Origin of the sequence: Kineococcus sp. GCM10028916 (genome assembly GCF_042674865.1) — a bacterium.
In the GTDB taxonomy this organism is placed as follows: domain Bacteria; phylum Actinomycetota; class Actinomycetes; order Actinomycetales; family Kineococcaceae; genus Kineococcus.
This window is the reverse complement of the sequence record NZ_JBHTFM010000017.1, coordinates 1-17119: the sequence shown is the minus strand read 5'-3', so window position 1 is coordinate 17119 and position 17119 is coordinate 1. Positions and strand designations below refer to the sequence as shown.

General features: G+C 71.8%; 15 protein-coding genes and 1 pseudogene. 6 read left to right on the top strand and 10 right to left on the bottom strand.

From position 1 onward, the window contains the following. Nucleotides 1–5: 5 nt before the first annotated feature. Nucleotides 6–392: a hypothetical protein gene (locus tag ACFQ46_RS16470; RefSeq protein ID WP_380260469.1), complete on the top strand. Its 387-nt coding sequence runs from the start codon at nucleotides 6–8 to the stop codon at nucleotides 390–392. Nucleotides 393–403: 11 nt separating this feature from the next. Further along, the gene (locus ACFQ46_RS16465; protein ID WP_380260468.1) at nucleotides 404–1012 is read left to right on the top strand and encodes a hypothetical protein; all 609 of its coding nucleotides are present in this window, start codon (nucleotides 404–406) and stop codon (nucleotides 1010–1012) included. A 43-nt stretch (nucleotides 1013–1055) separates the two neighbouring features. Here ACFQ46_RS16465 and ACFQ46_RS16460 read toward each other — a convergent pair whose 3' ends face one another. The 9 genes and pseudogenes from ACFQ46_RS16460 to ACFQ46_RS16420 form a co-directional block, all read right to left on the bottom strand. Continuing rightward, nucleotides 1056–2747, bottom strand: a complete 1692-nt coding sequence (locus ACFQ46_RS16460) for a dipeptide ABC transporter ATP-binding protein (protein ID WP_380260948.1) — start codon at nucleotides 2745–2747, stop codon at nucleotides 1056–1058. A gap of 75 nt (nucleotides 2748–2822) precedes the next feature. Further along, a pseudogene (locus ACFQ46_RS16455) lies at nucleotides 2823–3641 on the bottom strand (ABC transporter permease); the annotation flags it as partial. Between the two features lie 136 nt (nucleotides 3642–3777). After that, nucleotides 3778–4875 (bottom strand): ABC transporter permease, encoded by a 1098-nt coding sequence (locus ACFQ46_RS16450; protein ID WP_380260467.1) that lies wholly within the window; start codon nucleotides 4873–4875, stop codon nucleotides 3778–3780. A gap of 115 nt (nucleotides 4876–4990) precedes the next feature. Continuing rightward, entirely contained in the window at nucleotides 4991–6616 is a 1626-nt protein-coding gene (locus ACFQ46_RS16445) for an ABC transporter substrate-binding protein (protein WP_380260466.1), read from the bottom strand. Between the two features lie 226 nt (nucleotides 6617–6842). Continuing rightward, nucleotides 6843–7304, bottom strand: a complete 462-nt coding sequence (locus ACFQ46_RS16440; RefSeq protein WP_380260465.1) for a GNAT family N-acetyltransferase — start codon at nucleotides 7302–7304, stop codon at nucleotides 6843–6845. After that, entirely contained in the window at nucleotides 7301–8590 is a 1290-nt protein-coding gene (locus tag ACFQ46_RS16435) for an adenylosuccinate synthase (RefSeq protein WP_380260464.1), read from the bottom strand. Before ACFQ46_RS16435 ends, ACFQ46_RS16440 begins: the two co-directional genes overlap by 4 nt. A 131-nt stretch (nucleotides 8591–8721) precedes the next feature. Further along, nucleotides 8722–9762, bottom strand: a complete 1041-nt coding sequence (locus ACFQ46_RS16430; protein ID WP_380260463.1) for an NAD(P)/FAD-dependent oxidoreductase — start codon at nucleotides 9760–9762, stop codon at nucleotides 8722–8724. Then, nucleotides 9759–10178: a DUF3151 domain-containing protein gene (locus tag ACFQ46_RS16425; RefSeq protein WP_380260462.1), complete on the bottom strand. Its 420-nt coding sequence runs from the start codon at nucleotides 10176–10178 to the stop codon at nucleotides 9759–9761. Before ACFQ46_RS16425 ends, ACFQ46_RS16430 begins: the two co-directional genes overlap by 4 nt. A gap of 13 nt (nucleotides 10179–10191) precedes the next feature. Then, a complete protein-coding gene (locus ACFQ46_RS16420) occupies nucleotides 10192–12612 on the bottom strand; it encodes a SpoIIE family protein phosphatase (protein WP_380260461.1) in 2421 nt (806 codons plus the stop codon). A 221-nt stretch (nucleotides 12613–12833) separates the two neighbouring features. On the opposite strand from ACFQ46_RS16420, the gene ACFQ46_RS16415 reads away from it, so the two are divergent. Next, complete coding sequence (locus ACFQ46_RS16415; RefSeq protein WP_328293186.1) at nucleotides 12834–13244, top strand: STAS domain-containing protein; 411 nt, start codon at nucleotides 12834–12836, stop codon at nucleotides 13242–13244. A gap of 60 nt (nucleotides 13245–13304) precedes the next feature. Here the strand turns inward: ACFQ46_RS16415 and fbaA are convergent, their stop codons facing one another. Further along, on the bottom strand, nucleotides 13305–14327 hold the full coding sequence (fbaA, locus tag ACFQ46_RS16410; RefSeq protein WP_380260460.1) for a class II fructose-bisphosphate aldolase: 1023 nt from the start codon (nucleotides 14325–14327) through the stop codon (nucleotides 13305–13307). A gap of 136 nt (nucleotides 14328–14463) precedes the next feature. Between fbaA and ACFQ46_RS16405 the strand changes: the two genes are divergently transcribed. From ACFQ46_RS16405 to ACFQ46_RS16395, 3 genes are all read left to right on the top strand, one after another. Next, on the top strand, nucleotides 14464–15018 hold the full coding sequence (locus ACFQ46_RS16405; protein ID WP_380260459.1) for a type 1 glutamine amidotransferase domain-containing protein: 555 nt from the start codon (nucleotides 14464–14466) through the stop codon (nucleotides 15016–15018). Next, complete coding sequence (locus ACFQ46_RS16400; protein WP_328293189.1) at nucleotides 15015–16016, top strand: TIGR03557 family F420-dependent LLM class oxidoreductase; 1002 nt, start codon at nucleotides 15015–15017, stop codon at nucleotides 16014–16016. The genes ACFQ46_RS16405 and ACFQ46_RS16400 overlap by 4 nt, the downstream gene beginning before the upstream one ends. 154 nt (nucleotides 16017–16170) lie before the next feature. Then, nucleotides 16171–17052: a right-handed parallel beta-helix repeat-containing protein gene (locus ACFQ46_RS16395; protein ID WP_380260458.1), complete on the top strand. Its 882-nt coding sequence runs from the start codon at nucleotides 16171–16173 to the stop codon at nucleotides 17050–17052. The last annotated feature ends 67 nt before the right edge of the window (nucleotides 17053–17119 follow it).

The following is a 17119-nucleotide window of genomic DNA, read 5'->3' as shown; positions in this document are numbered from 1 at the left end:
TGTCGGTGACGGACACGGAGGAGTGGCGCGAGGCCCTGCCGCACCGCGCCGGGGACTCCTCCCTGGGCGCCGTCTCGGCCCGCCTCGCCACCCGCACGACCCCGGCCGTCGTGCGCGACGTGGTGGACGACCTCGGACGCGGCCTCCTCGCCCAGCTGTGGGGAGAGCCCACTGGCCGCGACTGGCTCGGCGAGTGCGGGGGCCCGCTGGGGGCCGCGCTGGTGCTGGCCGAGGTCGACGCCGCCGCATCGGCGCTGCGCTCGCACGTGGCCGGTGCGCGCGCCTCGCTCCTCGCGGACCTGGTCGAGGACCACAGCCTGGTGGAACTCGCCGAACTCATCGGCGTCTCCCGGCAGGCCCTGCACAAGACCCTCAGGAACCGTGGACTGTGAGGACGACGACGATGTCCCAGGAACTCATCGACACGCTCCCGACGCACCCGTTGCGGCAGCGGGGCCCGGCACGGCGGCTCTACGCCGGGGGTCTGGTCGTGCAGCTGCTCAGCTGGCTCTTCATCATGGCGCTCGCCGTGACCCAGCAGCACGGCACCGGCCTCGGCTTCGTCGGGCCCCTCACGTTCATCGCCGCCGACCACGTCGGCACGGTCTTGAGGCGACGCGCCTGGTGGCACGTCCCGCTGCGCAACGCCGGGCCCGTTCCCGACCCGGTCGAGCTGGCTTACTGGACGTTCGTGGCCCTCAGCCTGATCACCGTCGCCGCCGTCGTGGCCTTCGGCCACCGTTCGGAGCCGAGCGGAGTCCTGTGGATGCTCTTCGTCCTGGCCTGCGCCCTCGCAGCGTTGACGCCGGACAAGCGACCCGCCCCGGAGCCGAGCGGTCGCTGGTCCCTCCGGGCCGCCCCGATGCTCGTCGCGGCGACCGCCGTCCTGGCGATCGGCATCAGCGCAGGCCGCATGAAACCGACCTCAGCGCTCATCGCGTGGCTCGCCGCGGCCTGCCTGCTGGCCTTCACCCGCCTCGTCGCCGCCCACCGCCACCCCTCCGACGCGTGATCCCGCGGGGATTCCCCGCCAGATCACGGGTCGGGGGTGGGGCTCAGGCCTGCTGGCGCAGGGTCCGGGCGAGCTCGCGGCGGCCGGCCTGCTCGGCGGGGTCGGGCACCGGCAACGAGGCGATCAGGCGCTTCGTGTAGTCGTGCCGCGGATCGCGCAGCACCTGTTCGCTGGTGCCGTGCTCGACGAGGCGGCCGTGGAACAGCACCCCGATCCGGTCGGCGAGCATGTCCACCACGGCGAGGTCGTGGGAGATGAACAGGGCCGCGAAACCGAACCGCTGCTGCAACTGCGTGAACAGCTCCAGCACGGTGGCCTGCACCGAGACGTCGAGGGCCGAGGTGGGTTCGTCGGCGATGAGGAGCTCGGGGTCGAGCGCGATCCCCCGGGCCAGCGAGCACCGCTGGCGCTGACCGCCTGACAACTCGTGCGGGTAGCGGTCCGCGTACGACGTGGGCAGCTCGACGGCCTCGAGCAGCTCGCGGACGCGCGCGGCCCGTGCGGTCGCGCCGACCTCGGGCCGGTGCACCACCAGGGGTTCCGCGACGCACTCCCCGATCGTCAGCCGCGGGTTGAACGACGCGGCGGGGTCCTGGAACACGAACCCGATCTGCTTGCGCAGCGGCCGGAACGCGCGCTCCTTGAACCCGACCATCTCGTGACCGAAGACGGTGAGCGACCCACCGGCGGCCGGAGTCAGACCGGCGAGGGTCCGCCCGATCGTCGTCTTCCCCGAACCGGACTCCCCGACCAGACCCAGGACCTCACCCCGCGCGATCGAGAAGTCGACCCCGCGCACGGCGTGGAAGTCCGGCTTGCCGATCCCTCCGGGGAACACGACCTGCAGCCCCCGGGACACGACGACCGGGTCCGCGACGGACACCTCGCGCAGCGGTTCCCCGGAGGAGGCCCCGGTGGAGATCCCGTCGACCTCCGTGACCGAGAGCCGCGGCACCGCGGCGAGCAGGCGCCGCGTGTAGTCGGCCTGCGGCGCGGCGAACAGGGTCGCCACGTCGGCGACCTCGACGACCTCCCCGCGGTACATCACGGCGACCCGGTCGGCCAGGTCGGCGACGACGCCCATGTTGTGCGTGATGAGGACGATCGCCGTGCCCGTCCGGTCCCGCAGGTCCCGCAGCAGGTCGAGGATCTCGGCCTGCACGGTCACGTCGAGGGCCGTCGTGGGTTCGTCCGCGACGATGAGTTCCGCCCCCAGGGCCAGGGCCATCGCGATGACGATGCGCTGCTTCTGCCCGCCGGAGAACTGGTGGGGGTAGTAGTCGTAGCGCGAGGCCGCGTCGGGGATGCCGACCTGCTCCATCGCCGCGACGGCCCGCGCCTTCAACTCCTTGCGGGAGGTCCGCGGGTTGTGCGCCCGCAACCCCTCCACGATCTGGAAGCCCACGGTGTAGACGGGGTTCAGCGCCGTCGACGGCTCCTGGAAGACCATCGACACGTCGGCGCCGCGCATCGCCCGCAGCCGCGCCGACGACGCGGTGAGGACGTCGGTCCCGGCGAGGACCACCGCCCCCGAACGGGTCGCGGTCTCGGGCAGCAACCCGAGGATGCTGCGGGCGGTCACGCTCTTCCCGGACCCGGACTCACCGACGATGGCCAGAACCTCGCCGGCCACGACCCGCAGCGACAGGTCGCGGACGGCCGGGACGTCACCGGAGTCCGTCGCGAAGGTGACGTGGAGGTGGGAGATGTCGAGGATCGCGCCCTCGGAACGGATGGGGACAGCGGCGCGCGCGGGAACGTGCCCGGCGGCGGACGCCGCCTTCAGCGCACGCTTGCGGCGGCGGAGCCGGGGGTCGGACAGGTCGTTCATGGACTCACCGACGAGGGTGATGCCGAGCACCGTCAGCACGATCGCGAGACCCGGGAACAGCGCCGTCCACCAGATGCCGCTCGTCACGTCGGAGACGGCCTTGTTCAGGTCGAAACCCCACTCCGACGCCGAGGTCGGCTCGATGCCGAAACCCAGGAAGCCCAGGGCCGCGAGCGTCAGGATCGCCTCGGAGGCGTTGAGGGTGGAGATGAGCGGGATGTTGCGGGTGGCGTTGCGGAACACGTGCCGCACGATGATGCGCAGGGTCGACTCCCCCAGCACCTGGGCGGCCTCCACGAACGGTTCGGCCTTGATCCGGGCCGCCTCCGAACGCACCACGCGGAAGTACTGCGGCACGAACACCACGGTGATGGAGATGGCGGCGGCGAGGACCCCGCCCACGACCTTCGACTGACCGCCCGAGATGACGATGGTCATGACGATGGCCAGCAGCAGCGACGGGAAGGCGTAGACGGCGTCGGCGACGACGACGAGCACGCGGTCGAACCAGCCGCCCAGGTACCCGGAGACCAGACCGAGGGCCACCCCGACGAAGAGGCTCATCGCCACGGCGACCACGATCACGAACAGCGCGGTCCGCGTACCCCACAGGACGCGGGAGAAGACGTCGAAGCCACCGACGGTCGTGCCCCACAGGTGCGCCGAGCTCGGCGGTTGCTGGGCGCCGAACCCGCCGTCAGCGTCGCTCAGCTGCGAGTACCCGTAGGGCGCGATGAGCGGGACGAACACGGCGACCAGGACGACCACGCCGACGATGACCAGCCCGGTGAGGAGCATGCCGCGCTGCAGCCCGACCGAGGACCGCAGTTCCCGCAGGACGGGGAGGCGCCACAGCGGTGACGACCGCCGGCCCGACGTCGGGAGGTCGGAGGTCGGATCGGGGGCCACGGTGTCCTGCTGCGGATCCGTCATGTCAGTACCTCACTCGAGGGTCGATCAGGGCGGCGATGACGTCCACCACGAAGTTCGTCACGGCGACGATCACGGCGAGCAGGACGACGATGCCCTGCACGGCGACGAAGTCGCGGGCGGTGAGGTACTGCGCGAGCTGGTTCCCCAGCCCACCCCACTCGAACGTCGTCTCGGTGAGCACGGCTCCGCCGAGGAGCATGGCGATCTGCAGGCCCATGGCGGTGATGATCGGGATCAGGGCCGGTCGCAGCGCGTGCCGGGTCACGAGGCGGAACTCGCTGACCCCGCGGGAGCGCCCGGACTCCACGTACTGGGCGTCGAGGGTACCGATGAGGTTCGTCCGGGTCAGGCGCAGGAAGGTGCTGCCGGTGATGACCCCGAGGCAGACGGCCGGCAGGACCGCGTGCGAGAGCACGTCGCCCAGCGCGCCGACGTCACCGATGCGCAGGGCGTCCAGGGTGTAGATCCCGGTGGGGCTCACGACCCCGCCCATGACGAGCTGCACGTTCGAACTCGCCCGGCCGGCGACCGGGAGGACCGGCCAGAAGGAACCGAACACGAGCTTCAGGAGCAGACCGGCGAAGAACACCGGGGTCGCGTAGCCCAGGACCGCGAGGATGCGCAGGGTCGCGTCGGGCCAGCGGTCCCGCACCCGGGCCGCCACCATCCCGAGCGGGATGCCCAGCACGACGGCGACGATCACGGCGTAGAACGCGAGCTCGAGCGTCGCGGCGCCGTACTCGAGCAGCACGTCGGTGACCGCACGGCCGTCGGAGATGGAGGTCCCGAAGTCACCGTGCAGCAGGTTCCCCATGTACTCGACGTACTGGACGAGGATCGGCCGGTCGTAACCGGCCTGGTGGACGCGTTCGGCCAGCTGCGCCGACGTGAGTCGCCCACCGAGAGCCGCGGTGATGGGGTCGCCGGTGATCCGCATCAGGAAGAACACGAGCGTGGTGAGGATCCACACGGTCGGGATGATCAGCAGGAACCGGACCACCAGGTAACGCAGGAGGCCGGAACCACCGCCTCGTCGCGGCGCCGCGACCGGGTCGGGTGCGCCGTCGGTGGTACCGGGGACAGCGGTCGTCGATGACATGGGTTGCTCCGGGGGTGGGCAGCGCCTGCAGGGTCGTGGCGCCGGGGCGACGGGAACCGCACGCACGACGAGGCGCCCACCGCGCGGGCGAGCGCCTCGTCGTGCGGCCGGAGGCCTACTTGCTCAGCGACGACAACCGGAACCGGAAGGAGGCGTCGAGCGTGTCGTCGACCCCCTTCACGTCGGTGCCGGAGATCGCGACCTGCGAACCCTGCAGCAGCGGCAGCGTCGGCAGCTGCGCGGCGACGTCGTCCTGGATCTTCCCGATCAGCGCCTTGCGCTGGTCGGCGTCGGTCATCCCGACCTGCTCCGCGATCTCGGCGTTGATCGCCTGGTCGCGGAAGTGGTTGGCGAGGAAGCTCGCCGACTCGTCGGTGTCGTAGAAGAACGGCGTGAGGTAGTTGTCCCCGTCGGAGTAGTCGGGGAACCAGCCCAGCTGGTACATCGGGTACACGTCGGAGGAACGGTCCTTGGAGTACTGGACCCACTCCGTCGACTGCAGGTCGACCGTGAACAGCCCGGTGTCCTCGAGCTGCTGCTTCACCTGCGCGTACTCGTCACCCGAGGACGCACCGTAGTGGTCGGGGTTGTACTGCAGCTTGATGTCGATCGGGGTGGTCACCCCGGCCGCGGCGAGGACCTGCTTGGCCTTGTCCACGTCCGGCCCACCGGAACCGTCGCCGTAGGCGCTCTTGAGGGACTCGTTGGCCCCGGCGAGACCCTCGGGGAGGTAGGAGTAGAGCGGGGTGTAGGTGCCCTTGTAGACCTGGTCGGCGATCGCCTCGCGGTCGACGGAGTCGGCCATCGCCTGGCGGACGGCGAGCGCCTTGGCCGGGTCGGGGCTGTCGGACTTGGCCCCGAACGGCATGGTGTCGAAGTTGAAGACGACGTAGCGGATCTCCCCGCCGGGGCCCTTGTGGACCTTGACCTTGTCGTTCTTCTCCAGGTCGGCGATGTCGGTGGCGGACAGCGAGCGCCACGCCACGTCGATCTTGCCGTTGGAGATGTCGAGCTTCATGTTGTTCGCGTCGGTGTAGTACGTCATGTTCACGGTGCTCGACGCGGGTTTGCCCAGCAGCCCCTGGTAGCCGTCGAACGCCTTGTACGAGACCAGCTTGTTGAACTGGTAGCTCGCGATCGTGTACGGGCCGGCGAACGCCTTCGCGGCCACGATGTCGGCGTCCGCGGTGAGCGAGTTCGGGGAGAACACCTGCTCGTCCACGATGGGCCCGGCGGCGCTGGCGAGGATCTGCGGGAACGTCTGGTCGGCCCGGTTCAGGGTGAAGACGACGGTGCTGGCGTCGGGCGTCGCGACGGAGTCGAGGGATCCCAGCAGGGAGGCCGGTCCGTTGGGGTCGGCGATCGCCTTCTGGCGGTCGAAGCTGAACTTCACGTCCGAGGAGGTGAGTTCGTGACCGTTGGCGAACTTCAGACCCGACTTGAGCTTCACGGTGTAGGTCGTGGGGTCGGTGAACTCGGCGGACTCGGCGATGCTGGGTTCCACCTCGGAGCTGCCCGGCTTCTGCTCCACGAGGTAGGGGTAGACCTGGTTCTCGACGAACGTCGAGCCCGTGTCGTAGGACCCGGCTGGGTCGATCTTGGTGACCTTGTCGGTCGTGCCGACCGTGAGGGCGTCACTCCCGCCGGCGGCGTCGTCGTCGTTCTGGGCCGTGGAGGTCGAGCAGGCGCTCAACGCCAGCAGACCCAGTGCGGCGATGGAGGCGGACAAACGTCGTTTCATGGTCCCGCTTCGTTCGTGGTGGGAGACGGACTGGACTCACCCCGTTGTAGTCCTCACGTGCATCCTGTCCGAGGCTGGACGATTTGACCACATCTCCGACGATGCACCAAACAATCCGCCCAGCCCGTAGCGCAATGGAAACACGAGCTTGACCTGCGCGAAACGTGGCGCGCCGACCGCGCCCGCACCCCGCCACGTCGCGGGGTGCGTCGGGTCGCTGCGGAGGTCAGGCGGATCGCAGCATCGGGACGTGCGGGATGGCGTCCTCGACGAACTCGGGGCCGCTGGCGGCGAAACCGAACCGGGCGTACCAGCGCTCGAGGTGGGCCTGGGCGTCCAGGACGACGTCCACCCCGGGGAGGAGTTCCAGCGCCCGGCGCATCAACGCCCCCGCGACCCCGGCCCCGCGGGCGCCGGCGGCCGTCGCGACGCGCCCGATGCGGCCGCGTCCGTCGGTGTCGCGCAGGACCCGCAGCGTGGCGAGCACGGAGCCGTCCGGCGCTTCGGCCCACACGTGCAGGCACGAGGGTTCGAGGTCGCGACCGTCGAGTTCGGCGTAGGCGCAGCGCTGCTCGACGACGAAGACCTCGACCCGCAGCCGGAGCAGGGCGTAGAGGACCGCGGGCGGGAGGTCGGCGAGCGCCGCCTCCCGCACCACGAACCGGACGGGACCCGTGTCCTCGCTCACGACCCGAGCAGGTCGTGCCGCACGACGGTCTGCTCGCGGTCCGGACCGACGCCGACGGCGGAGATCCGGGAACCGGAGAACTCCTCGAGGGCCTCGACGTAGGCCTGGGCGTTCTTCGGCAGGTCGGCCATCGTGCGGGCGCCGGTGATGTCCTCGGTCCAGCCGTCGAAGAACTCGTAGACCGGCGTCGCGTGGTGGAAGTCGGTCTGCGACATCGGGATCTCGTCGTGCCGGACGCCGTCGACGTCGTAGGCGACGCAGACCGGGATGCGTTCCCAGCCGGTGAGGGTGTCGAGCTTGGTCAGCACGAAGTCGGTCACCCCGTTGATCCGGGCCGCGTAGCGCGAGATGACCGCGTCGTACCAGCCGGTGCGGCGCGGGCGACCGGTCGTGGTGCCGAACTCGCCGCCGTCCTGGCGCAGCTTCTCACCGTCCGCGTCGAGCAGTTCCGTGGGGAACGGCCCCTCGCCGACTCGCGTCGTGTACGCCTTGACGACGGCGACGATGCGGTCGATCCGGTTCGGCGGGATCCCCGCCCCGGTGCAGGCACCGGCCGCGGTGGCGCTGGAGGACGTGACGAACGGGTAGGTGCCGTGGTCGATGTCGAGCATCGTGGCCTGGCCGCCCTCGAAGAGGACGATCTCGTCGCGGTCGAGGGCGTGGGAGAGTTCGAGGCTGACGTCGGTCACCATCGGCGCGATGCGCTCGCGGTAGGACAGCAGCTCGTCCACGGTCTGGTCGACCGACACCGCGCGACGGTTGTAGACCTTCAGCAGCAGGTGGTTCTTCTGGTCGAGGGCGCCCTCGACCTTCTGCCGCAGGATCGACTCGTCGAAGAGGTCCTGGACCCGGATGCCGATGCGGTTGATCTTGTCCGCGTAGGACGGTCCGACCCCGCGACCGGTGGTCCCGATCTTGCGGCTGCCCAGGAACCGCTCGGTCACCTGGTCGAGCACGCGGTGGTACGGCGCGATCACGTGGGCCGAGGCGGAGAGCAGGAGCTTCGAGCAGTCGACCCCGCGCGCCGTCAGCGCATCGATCTCCTCGAAGAGCACCGAGAGGTCCACGACGACACCGTTGCCGATGACGGGGGTGACCCCGGGGGTGAGGATCCCGCTGGGCAGGAGGTGCAGGGCGTACTTCTCGTCGCCGACCACGACCGTGTGGCCGGCGTTGTTGCCGCCGTTGAACTTCACGACGTAGTCGACCCGTGCGCCGAGGGCGTCGGTGGCCTTGCCCTTGCCCTCGTCCCCCCACTGGGCGCCGACGAGCACGATCGCGGGCATGAGATCCCCTGTCTTCCTGTGACACGACTTGTCCGGGTGCATCTGGCCCCACGGACCACCCGGCACCCGAGAGCGGTGGGGCGGTCGCCGCAGACCACGCCGAGCTTACCGGGTGGTGACCGCCCGGGCGGTCAGCCGGCGAACCGCTCCGCGAGATCGCGACCGATCGCGGTGCCCGACTCCCAGGCCGTCTGCACCTTGGGCCGTCCACCCCACGCGTCGCTGCAGACGCCCATCCGGCTGCCCTCGTCCCAGCCGAACGCCGCGTCGGCGTGCGGGCGCAACGGTTCCGCCAGGGACCAGCGGTGGGCGCGGGCCCAGGTCGGCGCGGGCGTCGCCGCCGACGTCAGCAGGGGTCCGAGCTCCGCGAGGACCTCGGGGACGATCGAGGCAGGGGCGTCGAGGTGGTCGCTGGAGACGTCCGGGGCCGCGTGCGCGACGAGGACGGGAGCCCCGTCGCCCCGGCGGGACCCGTCGTCGACGAGGAAGACGAGCAGGTCGGAGTCGTTGACGAAGGCTCCGTGGAAGTCCGGCCACCAGCGCTGGTCCCAGGCCGCGTAGACGGAGATGCAGGGACGCCAGTTCCAGCGCGCGGACACGTCCAGACGCGTCGCGACCATGCGCGGCAACAGGTCCGCGGCCTGCGGGTCCGGCATGGCGAGCACGACCGCGGCGGCGGCACGCCCGTCGACGACCGGGCCGTCGAGGGTGCCGTCCACGGCCTCCACGTCGATGCCGCTCACCACGTCCAGCGGCTCCCGTCCCGGTGGGGCGACGAGGTCGTCGAGCAGGCTCCGCAGCCCGCCGGGGGTCCCCCAGCGCACGGGGCCGGTCGAGGACCCCGCGAGCCCACCGCCCGCGGCGGCGCGGCCGGAGATCTTGGCGAACGTGTCGGTCCAGGGCCGGGCCAGTTCCCGACGTTCCCAGTCGGCCACGACCTCGGAGAACCCCCCGGACCCCTCGGCGGTGAAGTAGGCGGCACCGAGGTCGACCACGCGGGTCCCCACGCTCGTCTCGACCCGGCGCCCGCTCATGCGACCCCCGACGCGACGCCCGCGGTCCAGGACCCGCACGGGCACCCCGGCGTCGGCCAGCACGCGGGCGCAGGCCAGACCGGAGATGCCGGCCCCGACGACGAGGACGGGACGCTCGGGCGTCGCGGGGTCGGTCACGAGGGGATCAGCTCCCGGGCGGCGATCGGGTCGCAGTCCTCGAGCAACGTGGTGCAGCGCACGGCTTCCTCTGTCTCCTCGATGCGGGCCGCGGCCTGCTGCAGGACGGCGAGCGCCCGCAGGAAACCCCGGTTCGGTTCGTGCGCCCACGGCACGGGACCGTGTCCGCGCCAGCCGGCGCGACGCAACGCGTCCAGCCCGCGGTGGTACCCGGTGCGCGCGAACGCGTACGCGGTCATGGTCTCCCCCGCCGCGAGTGCGCGCTCGGCGAGCAGGGCCCAGGGCAACGACGCCGAGGGGTGCCCGGCGGCGACGGCGTCGGGGTCCTTCCCGGCGGCGAGCTCCGCGTCGACCTCGGGGACGGCGGGCAGGTGGGTGGGCGGGGGTCCGCCGAGCAGGTTGGTTCCGGTGGTCACGGGAGGTCCTCTCCTAGTTCTTCGGGGCGGTCGGGATCTCGACCCAGACGATCTTGCCCCGCCGGGTGCGGGTGGTCCCCCACCGGCCCAGCGAGGCGACGAGGCGCATGCCGTGCCCACCCGCGCCGTCGGGACGGGCCTCGACGACCTGGGGTTCCTCGGGACTGTCGTCCTCCACCTCCAGGCGCAGGGCGCCCGGCAGGTCGAAGAGGCGCAGTCCGATGGTCCCCCAGCCGTGCAGGACGGCGTTGGCGACGAGCTCGGAGACGACGATCTCGGCCTGCGGGCCGCACTGCAGGCCCCAGACGGCGCAGGCGCGCAGGGTGGCGTGCCGCGCCTTGCCGATGGAGGACGGCTCCGAGGGCAGCTGCCAGCGGCGACGGCGGGGGGTGTCGGCCGTGGGCAGCGCTCCGCCGTCGGCCTCGGACTCCTCCGGCACGCGGACGACGACGATGGCGGTGTCGTCCTCGGGGGTGTCGCCGAGTCCGCTGAGCAGCTCCTCCCCGATGCCGGCGGCGTCGCGCGCCCTGGAGGCGGCGAGGACCTCGACGAGGACCTCGAGCCCGTCGTGCAGGGGCCGGGCGCGGGTCTCGATGAGGCCGTCGGTGTAGAAGACGAGGACGTCGCCGGGCGCGAGGGCGCGCTCGCGGGTGGGTCGGGGTCGTTCGCCGAGCCCGACGAGGGTGCCGGTCGCCTCGCTCAGGACCTCCACCGCCCGGGGGTCGGCGTTCCCGCGGCGCAGCAGCGGCGGCAGGTGTCCGGCGCTGGACCAGGCCATCTCCCAGCCGCCGTCGTCGAGGCGCTGCAGGGTCGCGTAGACGAGGCTCGCCATCCGCGGGATGCGCATGCCGCCGGTGAGCTGGTCGACGCGCATCAGGACGCTGGCGGGGTCGTCGAGCTCGTGGGCGGCGGAGCGGACGACGGAACGGATCTGACCCATCGCGGCCGCGGCCTCGACGTCGTGGCCGACGACGTCGCCGACGACGATCCCGGCGACGTGCTGGCCGCCGCCGTCGACCGCCGGCGGCAGGACGTCGTACCAGTCACCGCCGACCTGGGCGTGCTCGGCGTTGGAGGCGTAGAACGTCCAGACGTCGAGGCCCTCGATCCCGTCGAGGCCCGTCGCGTCCGGAAGCATGCTGCGCTGCAGCGTCTCGGACAGGGCGTGCTCGCGGGCGTGCAGGCGTTCGTTCTCCACCAGCAACCCCGCGCGGCGCGCCGCCCCGGCGAGCACGGTGCGGTCCTCGGGCCCGGTCCCCCCGGGGTGCGGGACGACCACGAGGACGCCGACGACGTTCTCCCGACCCCGCAGGGGCAGGGCCAGGGCGGGGGTTCCCGCCGTGAGCTCGGCGAGCCACGCGGTCGCGGTCCCGGGAGGCGCGTCGAGCGCCGCGATCTCCAGGGCTTCCCCCGTGTCGGGCGCGGCGGGGTCGAGCAGCGGGTCCGAGCCGGCCTGGCGCGAACGGCGCAGCCGGTGGCCGACGAGCCCGTGCAGGTGCGGGCCGTGGGCGGCGACGACCTCGACCTCGGTGGCGGCGCCCCCGGGTCCCTCGCGCAGCAGCGCCACCATCGCGGCGGAGACGAGGTGGTCGCCCAGCACCCGCACGACCGAGCGGATCCCGTGGGTCACGTCCTCGTCGAGCACGACGGCGTCGAGGCGGCCGAGGACCTCGAGGCGGGTGGCGGCCCGCCGTTCGGCGCTGCGATCGGTGGTGTGGTCGGTGGCGCTCGCCTCGGCGGTGCGACGGGTCACGTCGGAGTGCCAGGAGACGACGTGGCAGACGGCGCCGGTGCGGTCCAGCAGCGGGACGGTGCGGACCTCGTGCAGGAAGGCGGTGCCGTCGCCGCGGTGGTCCAGGACCGTGACGGTCGTGGGCCGGGCCAGGGAGACGCTGCGGGTCAGCTCCGCCAGGGCGGCCTCGTCACGGGTGCTCAGCAGCTCCTCCCAGGAGCGGCCCAGCACGTCGTGCGCGGTGGCCCCGGTGGTGCGGGTGAAGGCGCCGTCGATCCAGTCCACGACGAGGTGGCCCTCGCGCAGGGCGGACAACGCCGTCCCGGGGCCGGCGGCGACGACGCCGCGGGTGTCGTCGTGGCCCGCGTGCTCGACGGCGTGGGTGCGCACCACGACGACGAGGAGCTGGTCGTGGCCGGGGACCCGGCCGGCGCTGACCCAGAGGTCACCGGGCAGTCGGGCGCCCGCGACCACCTCACCGCGTTCGAGGCGGTCCCAGACGGGATCGGCCACCAGTCCGGCCCGACGCAGGAAGTCCCGCAGGTCGCGCGGCGGGAGCTCGCCCTCGGCCACCCCGGCGGCAGCGCGGGCGGTCGCGTCGAGGGCCAGCAGCTCCCCCGTCGCAGCCCCCGGGACCGACACCAGCAGCAGCACGGCGGCCGGCTCGCGCAGCGCGAGCGCCTGCGGGCTGCTGCGGGACATCGGGGTGGAGCTCCTCGTGGTCTGGGACGCGATGGGTCGTCGCAGGTGCGCGACGACGGTGCGTGCCTCGGTCGATAGCATGCAGGGGGCTCGAACGGAGCGCGCGTCGAGGGTGGCGGGCACGACGTCGGGTCCACCGCCCGGTTCGAGACCGGACGGAAGGACATCCGCTGCCTGTAGAAGCCGGGCACGGCACACAGCGGTCGGACCACGGAGGACCCATGACGAACGACGCGACACCGCCGGGCGAGGCCCCCCGGGTGCCCCAGGTGCGCTCGGTGGACCCCGGCTCGGTGCACGTCCTCTACGAACCGCGGGCCACCCGGGTGGTGCTCACGGGCGAGATCGACGCCGAGCTCGGCCCGGACCTGCTCGAGGCGGCCGAGGACGCGCTGACCTCGGGCCGGCCGTTGCAGGTCGACGCCCACCACGTGACCTTCATGGACTCGACGGGGCTCGCGTTCCTCGCGCGCCTCGCCTCGCGGTCCAAGGGGCGCCGGGTGACGCTGATCCGCCCGCCCGCGGTCGTGAAGTTCCTCATCGAGACGACGAACATCGTCCAGCTCCTGGACGTCGTCGACGAGGAACCGGGGCTGACCGCGCCGGACGACGACGGGCCGCAGCCCGCCTGAGACCCGCCAGCACGAAGGCCCGGCCCCGCGAGGGGACCGGGCCTTCTCGCGTTCAGCGCGTCACTTCACGCTCTTGCCCGCGCTGCGCAGCGCCTGGGCGGCCTCGACGACGCGGGCGGCCATGCCCGTCTCGCCGGCCTTGCCCCAGACCCGCGGGTCGTAGGTCTTCTTGTTGCCGACCTCGCCGTCGACCTTCAGCACACCGTCGTAGTTGCGGAGCATGTGGTCCGCGATCGGGCGGGTGAAGGCGTACTGGGTGTCGGTGTCGACGTTCATCTTGATGACGCCGTAGTCGACGGCGTCGCTGATCTCCTGGTCGGAGGACCCGGAGCCGCCGTGGAAGACCAGGTCGAACGGCTTGTCCTTGCCGACCTGCGCGCCGACCTTCTCCTGGATCTCCTTGAGGATCTCCGGGCGCAGCTTGACCCCGCCGGGCTTGTAGACGCCGTGGACGTTGCCGAAGGTGAGCGCCGTCAGGTAGCGGCCCTTCTCCCCCGAGCCGAGCGCGTTCACGGTCGCCAGCGCGTCGTCGACGGTCGTGTAGAGCTTGTCGTTGATCTCGTGGGCGACACCGTCCTCCTCGCCCCCCACGACGCCGATCTCGACCTCGAGGATGATCTTGGCGGCGACGGCCCGGGCCAGGAGCTCCTCCGCGATCGAGAGGTTCTCGTCGAGCGGCACGGCCGAGCCGTCCCACATGTGCGACTGGAACAGCGGGTCGCGACCCGACCTCACGCGCTCGGCCGAGATCTCGAGCAGCGGACGCACGAAGCCGTCCAGCTTGTCCTTCGGGCAGTGGTCGGTGTGCAGGGCGATGTTCACGCCGTAGCCCTTGGCCACGTGGTGGGCGTACTCGGCGAGCGCCTGCGAGCCCAGGACCATGTCCTTGACGGTCGTGCCCGACAGGAACTCCGCACCACCGGTGGAGACCTGGACGATGCCGTCGCTCTCGGCCTCGGCGAAACCACGGATGGCGGCGTTCAGCGTGATGCTCGAGGAGATGTTGATGGCCGGGTAGGCGAAGGAACCGGCCTTCGCGCGGTCGAGCATCTCGGCGTAGACGTCCGGGGTGGCGATGGGCATGGAGACTCCTCCGTCTGGCGACTCTGGCAGGGCGATCCTTCCACGCCCCCCTCAGGCAGCGCAGCGTGCCCTTCACGGTGGCCTCACGGTGCCCTTCCCGGATGCCGACCGCCCGTCGCGGTGTCAGCGTGGGGCCATGACGGACACCAGCTTGCAGGGCAAGAAGGTCGCGTTCCTCGTGGCCACCGAGGGCATCGAGCAGGTCGAGCTGACCGAACCGTGGAAGGCCGTGCAGGAGGCGGGCGGGGAGCCCGTGCTGATCTCGACGAAGGCCGGTCAGGTGCAGGCCTTCGACCACCTCGACAAGGGCGACACCTTCGACGTCGACGTCGTCGTGGACGACGCGAGCCCGAGCGAGTACGCCGCGCTCGTCCTGCCGGGGGGGGTCGCCAACCCCGACGCGCTGCGGACGAGCCTGTCGGCCGTGAAGTTCGTCGGGCAGTTCGCCGCGTCGACGCGGCCCATCGCGGCCATCTGCCACGCCCCGTGGACCCTCGTCGAGGCCGACGTGCTCAAGGGCCGACGGATGACGTCGTGGCCCTCGTTGCGGACGGACCTGCGCAACGCCGGGGCCGAGTGGGTCGACGAGGAGGTCGTCGTGGACCTCTCCGGTCCCGGGCCCCTCATCACCAGCCGCAACCCCGACGACCTGCCGGCGTTCAGCAAGGCCCTCGTGGAGGCGATCGCGTGAACACCGGCATCGGCTACACCTGCATGAGCGAGCAGTCCGACCCGCGCTGGTTGGTGCGGGACGCGATGGCGGCCGAGGAGGCCGGTTTCGACACGATCGTCTTCTCCGACCACGCCTCGCCGTGGCTGACCTCGCAGGGTCACGCGCCCTACGCCTGGTCGGTGCTCGGGGCGGTCGCGGCGACGACGTCCCGGGTGGAACTCATGACGTACGTGACCTGCCCCACGATCCGCTACCACCCCGCGATCGTGGCCCAGAAGGCCGCGACGGTGCAGATCCTCTCCGAGGGGCGCTTCGTCCTCGGCCTGGGTTCCGGGGAGAACCTCAACGAGCACGTCGTCGGGCAGGGCTGGCCGGCGGTCGAGGAACGTCAGGACATGCTCGTCGAGGCCTGCGAGATCATCTCGAACCTCTTCGACGGGGAACTCCTCACCTACGTCGGCGACCACTTCCGGGTCGACTCCCACCGCCTGTGGGACGTTCCCGAGCACCGGGTCCCGATCGCCGTCGCGGTCAGCGGCGAGAAGTCGGCGACGAGGTTCTCGCCGTTGGCCGACCACCTCGTCGCGGTGGAGCCGGAGGCCGCCCTGGCCGCCTGGGACGCCGCCCGCGAACCCGGCCAGCGGCCCAGCCGCAAGATCGGGCAGATGCCGGTCAGCTGGGACGCCGACCAGGACGCCGCGACCGCCCGGGCGCACGAGCAGTTCCGCTGGTTCGCCGGTGGCTGGAAGGTGAACGCCGACCTGCCGACGACCGCCGGTTTCGCGGGCGCCACGCAGTTCGTGCGTCCCGAGGACGTCGCCGGGACGATCCCCTGCGGGAACTCCGTCGACGCGATCGTCGAAGCCGCGTCCGCCTACTTCGAGGCGGGTTTCACCGACCTCTCGCTCGTGCAGATCGGCGGGGAGCACCAGTCGGAGTTCCTGAAGGTGGCGCAGAGCGAGATCATCCCCGCCCTGCGCGAGGCGGCCCAGGGGTCTGACCCCTCCCCCAGCTGAACCGGTCGATCGTTCCCGACCCGCCGGCGCCCGGGCACGACCTGCCCGGGCTCCGGCGGACGCGGTCACGGCGGCGCCGCCTGAACCTTTCCTGAGTGTCACTTGAGCGCTACGCTGCGTGGAGACATCGGGGTCTCGGGCGAAGAAGGTCTTCATGCGTCAGCGCACGGCAGTTCTCGCGATCACTCCTCTCACCGCAGCGCTCCTGACCCTCGCTCCTGGGGCGTCGGCGGCGGCTGCGCCGCGGGCCGTGGTCGTCCCCTGCGGGACGACCCTCACGACCAGCGTGCGACTGGCCGCCGACGTCGTCTGTCCCGAGGGCGGCGGGCTGCAGCTCGCGCGTGACGGCATCGAACTCAACCTGAACGGGCACTCGGTCACCGGCCCGGGCGCCGGGACGGACAGCAGCGGCGTCTTCTTCGCCGCCCGGGACGTCACCGTCCGCAACGGCACGATCTCGGGGTGGGGTACGGGGGTCACCGCCAACTACTCCAACGACGACGGGCCGGTGAGCGTGAGCGGCACCGTGCGCGAGGCTCGGCTGCAGGGCAACGGGGTCGGGGTCGACAGCGAGCAGGGTGGCGACGTCGTCGTGCGGAACTCCCTCCTCAGCGGGAACTCCCGGGGCGGCGTCGCGGTCTTCGACGGGCGCCTGCGGGTGGAGCGGTCCACGGCCGAGGCCAACCAGACGGGATTCTTCACCTTCTCCATCGACCCCGGGGCCTTCGTCGTGCGGGACTCCCTCATCCGGGGGAACCGGGGCGCCGGGATCTCCTGCAGCCAGGACGGACGCTACGATGTCGACCGTACCACGTTGCAGCGCAACGGAACCGGGCTCGACGTGTTCGAGTGCGGTGGGATCGTCCAGAACTCGAAGTTCATCTGGAACCGGCAGCACGTCGGCGGGTTCCTCGTGGAGGGCGACCGGATCGACCTGGTCTGCAACAGCTACACCCGCGACGGCGGACCGGTGGAGTTCCCCGTCCAGCCCTGTCCCGCCGGGGTCAGCGCCCCCGCCATCGCCGAGGAGTCCTGAGTCTCAGTGACTGTTTCAGATGTGGGTCCATGTCGGGCATGCTGGTGCGGTGGCTGGTGATCGCAAG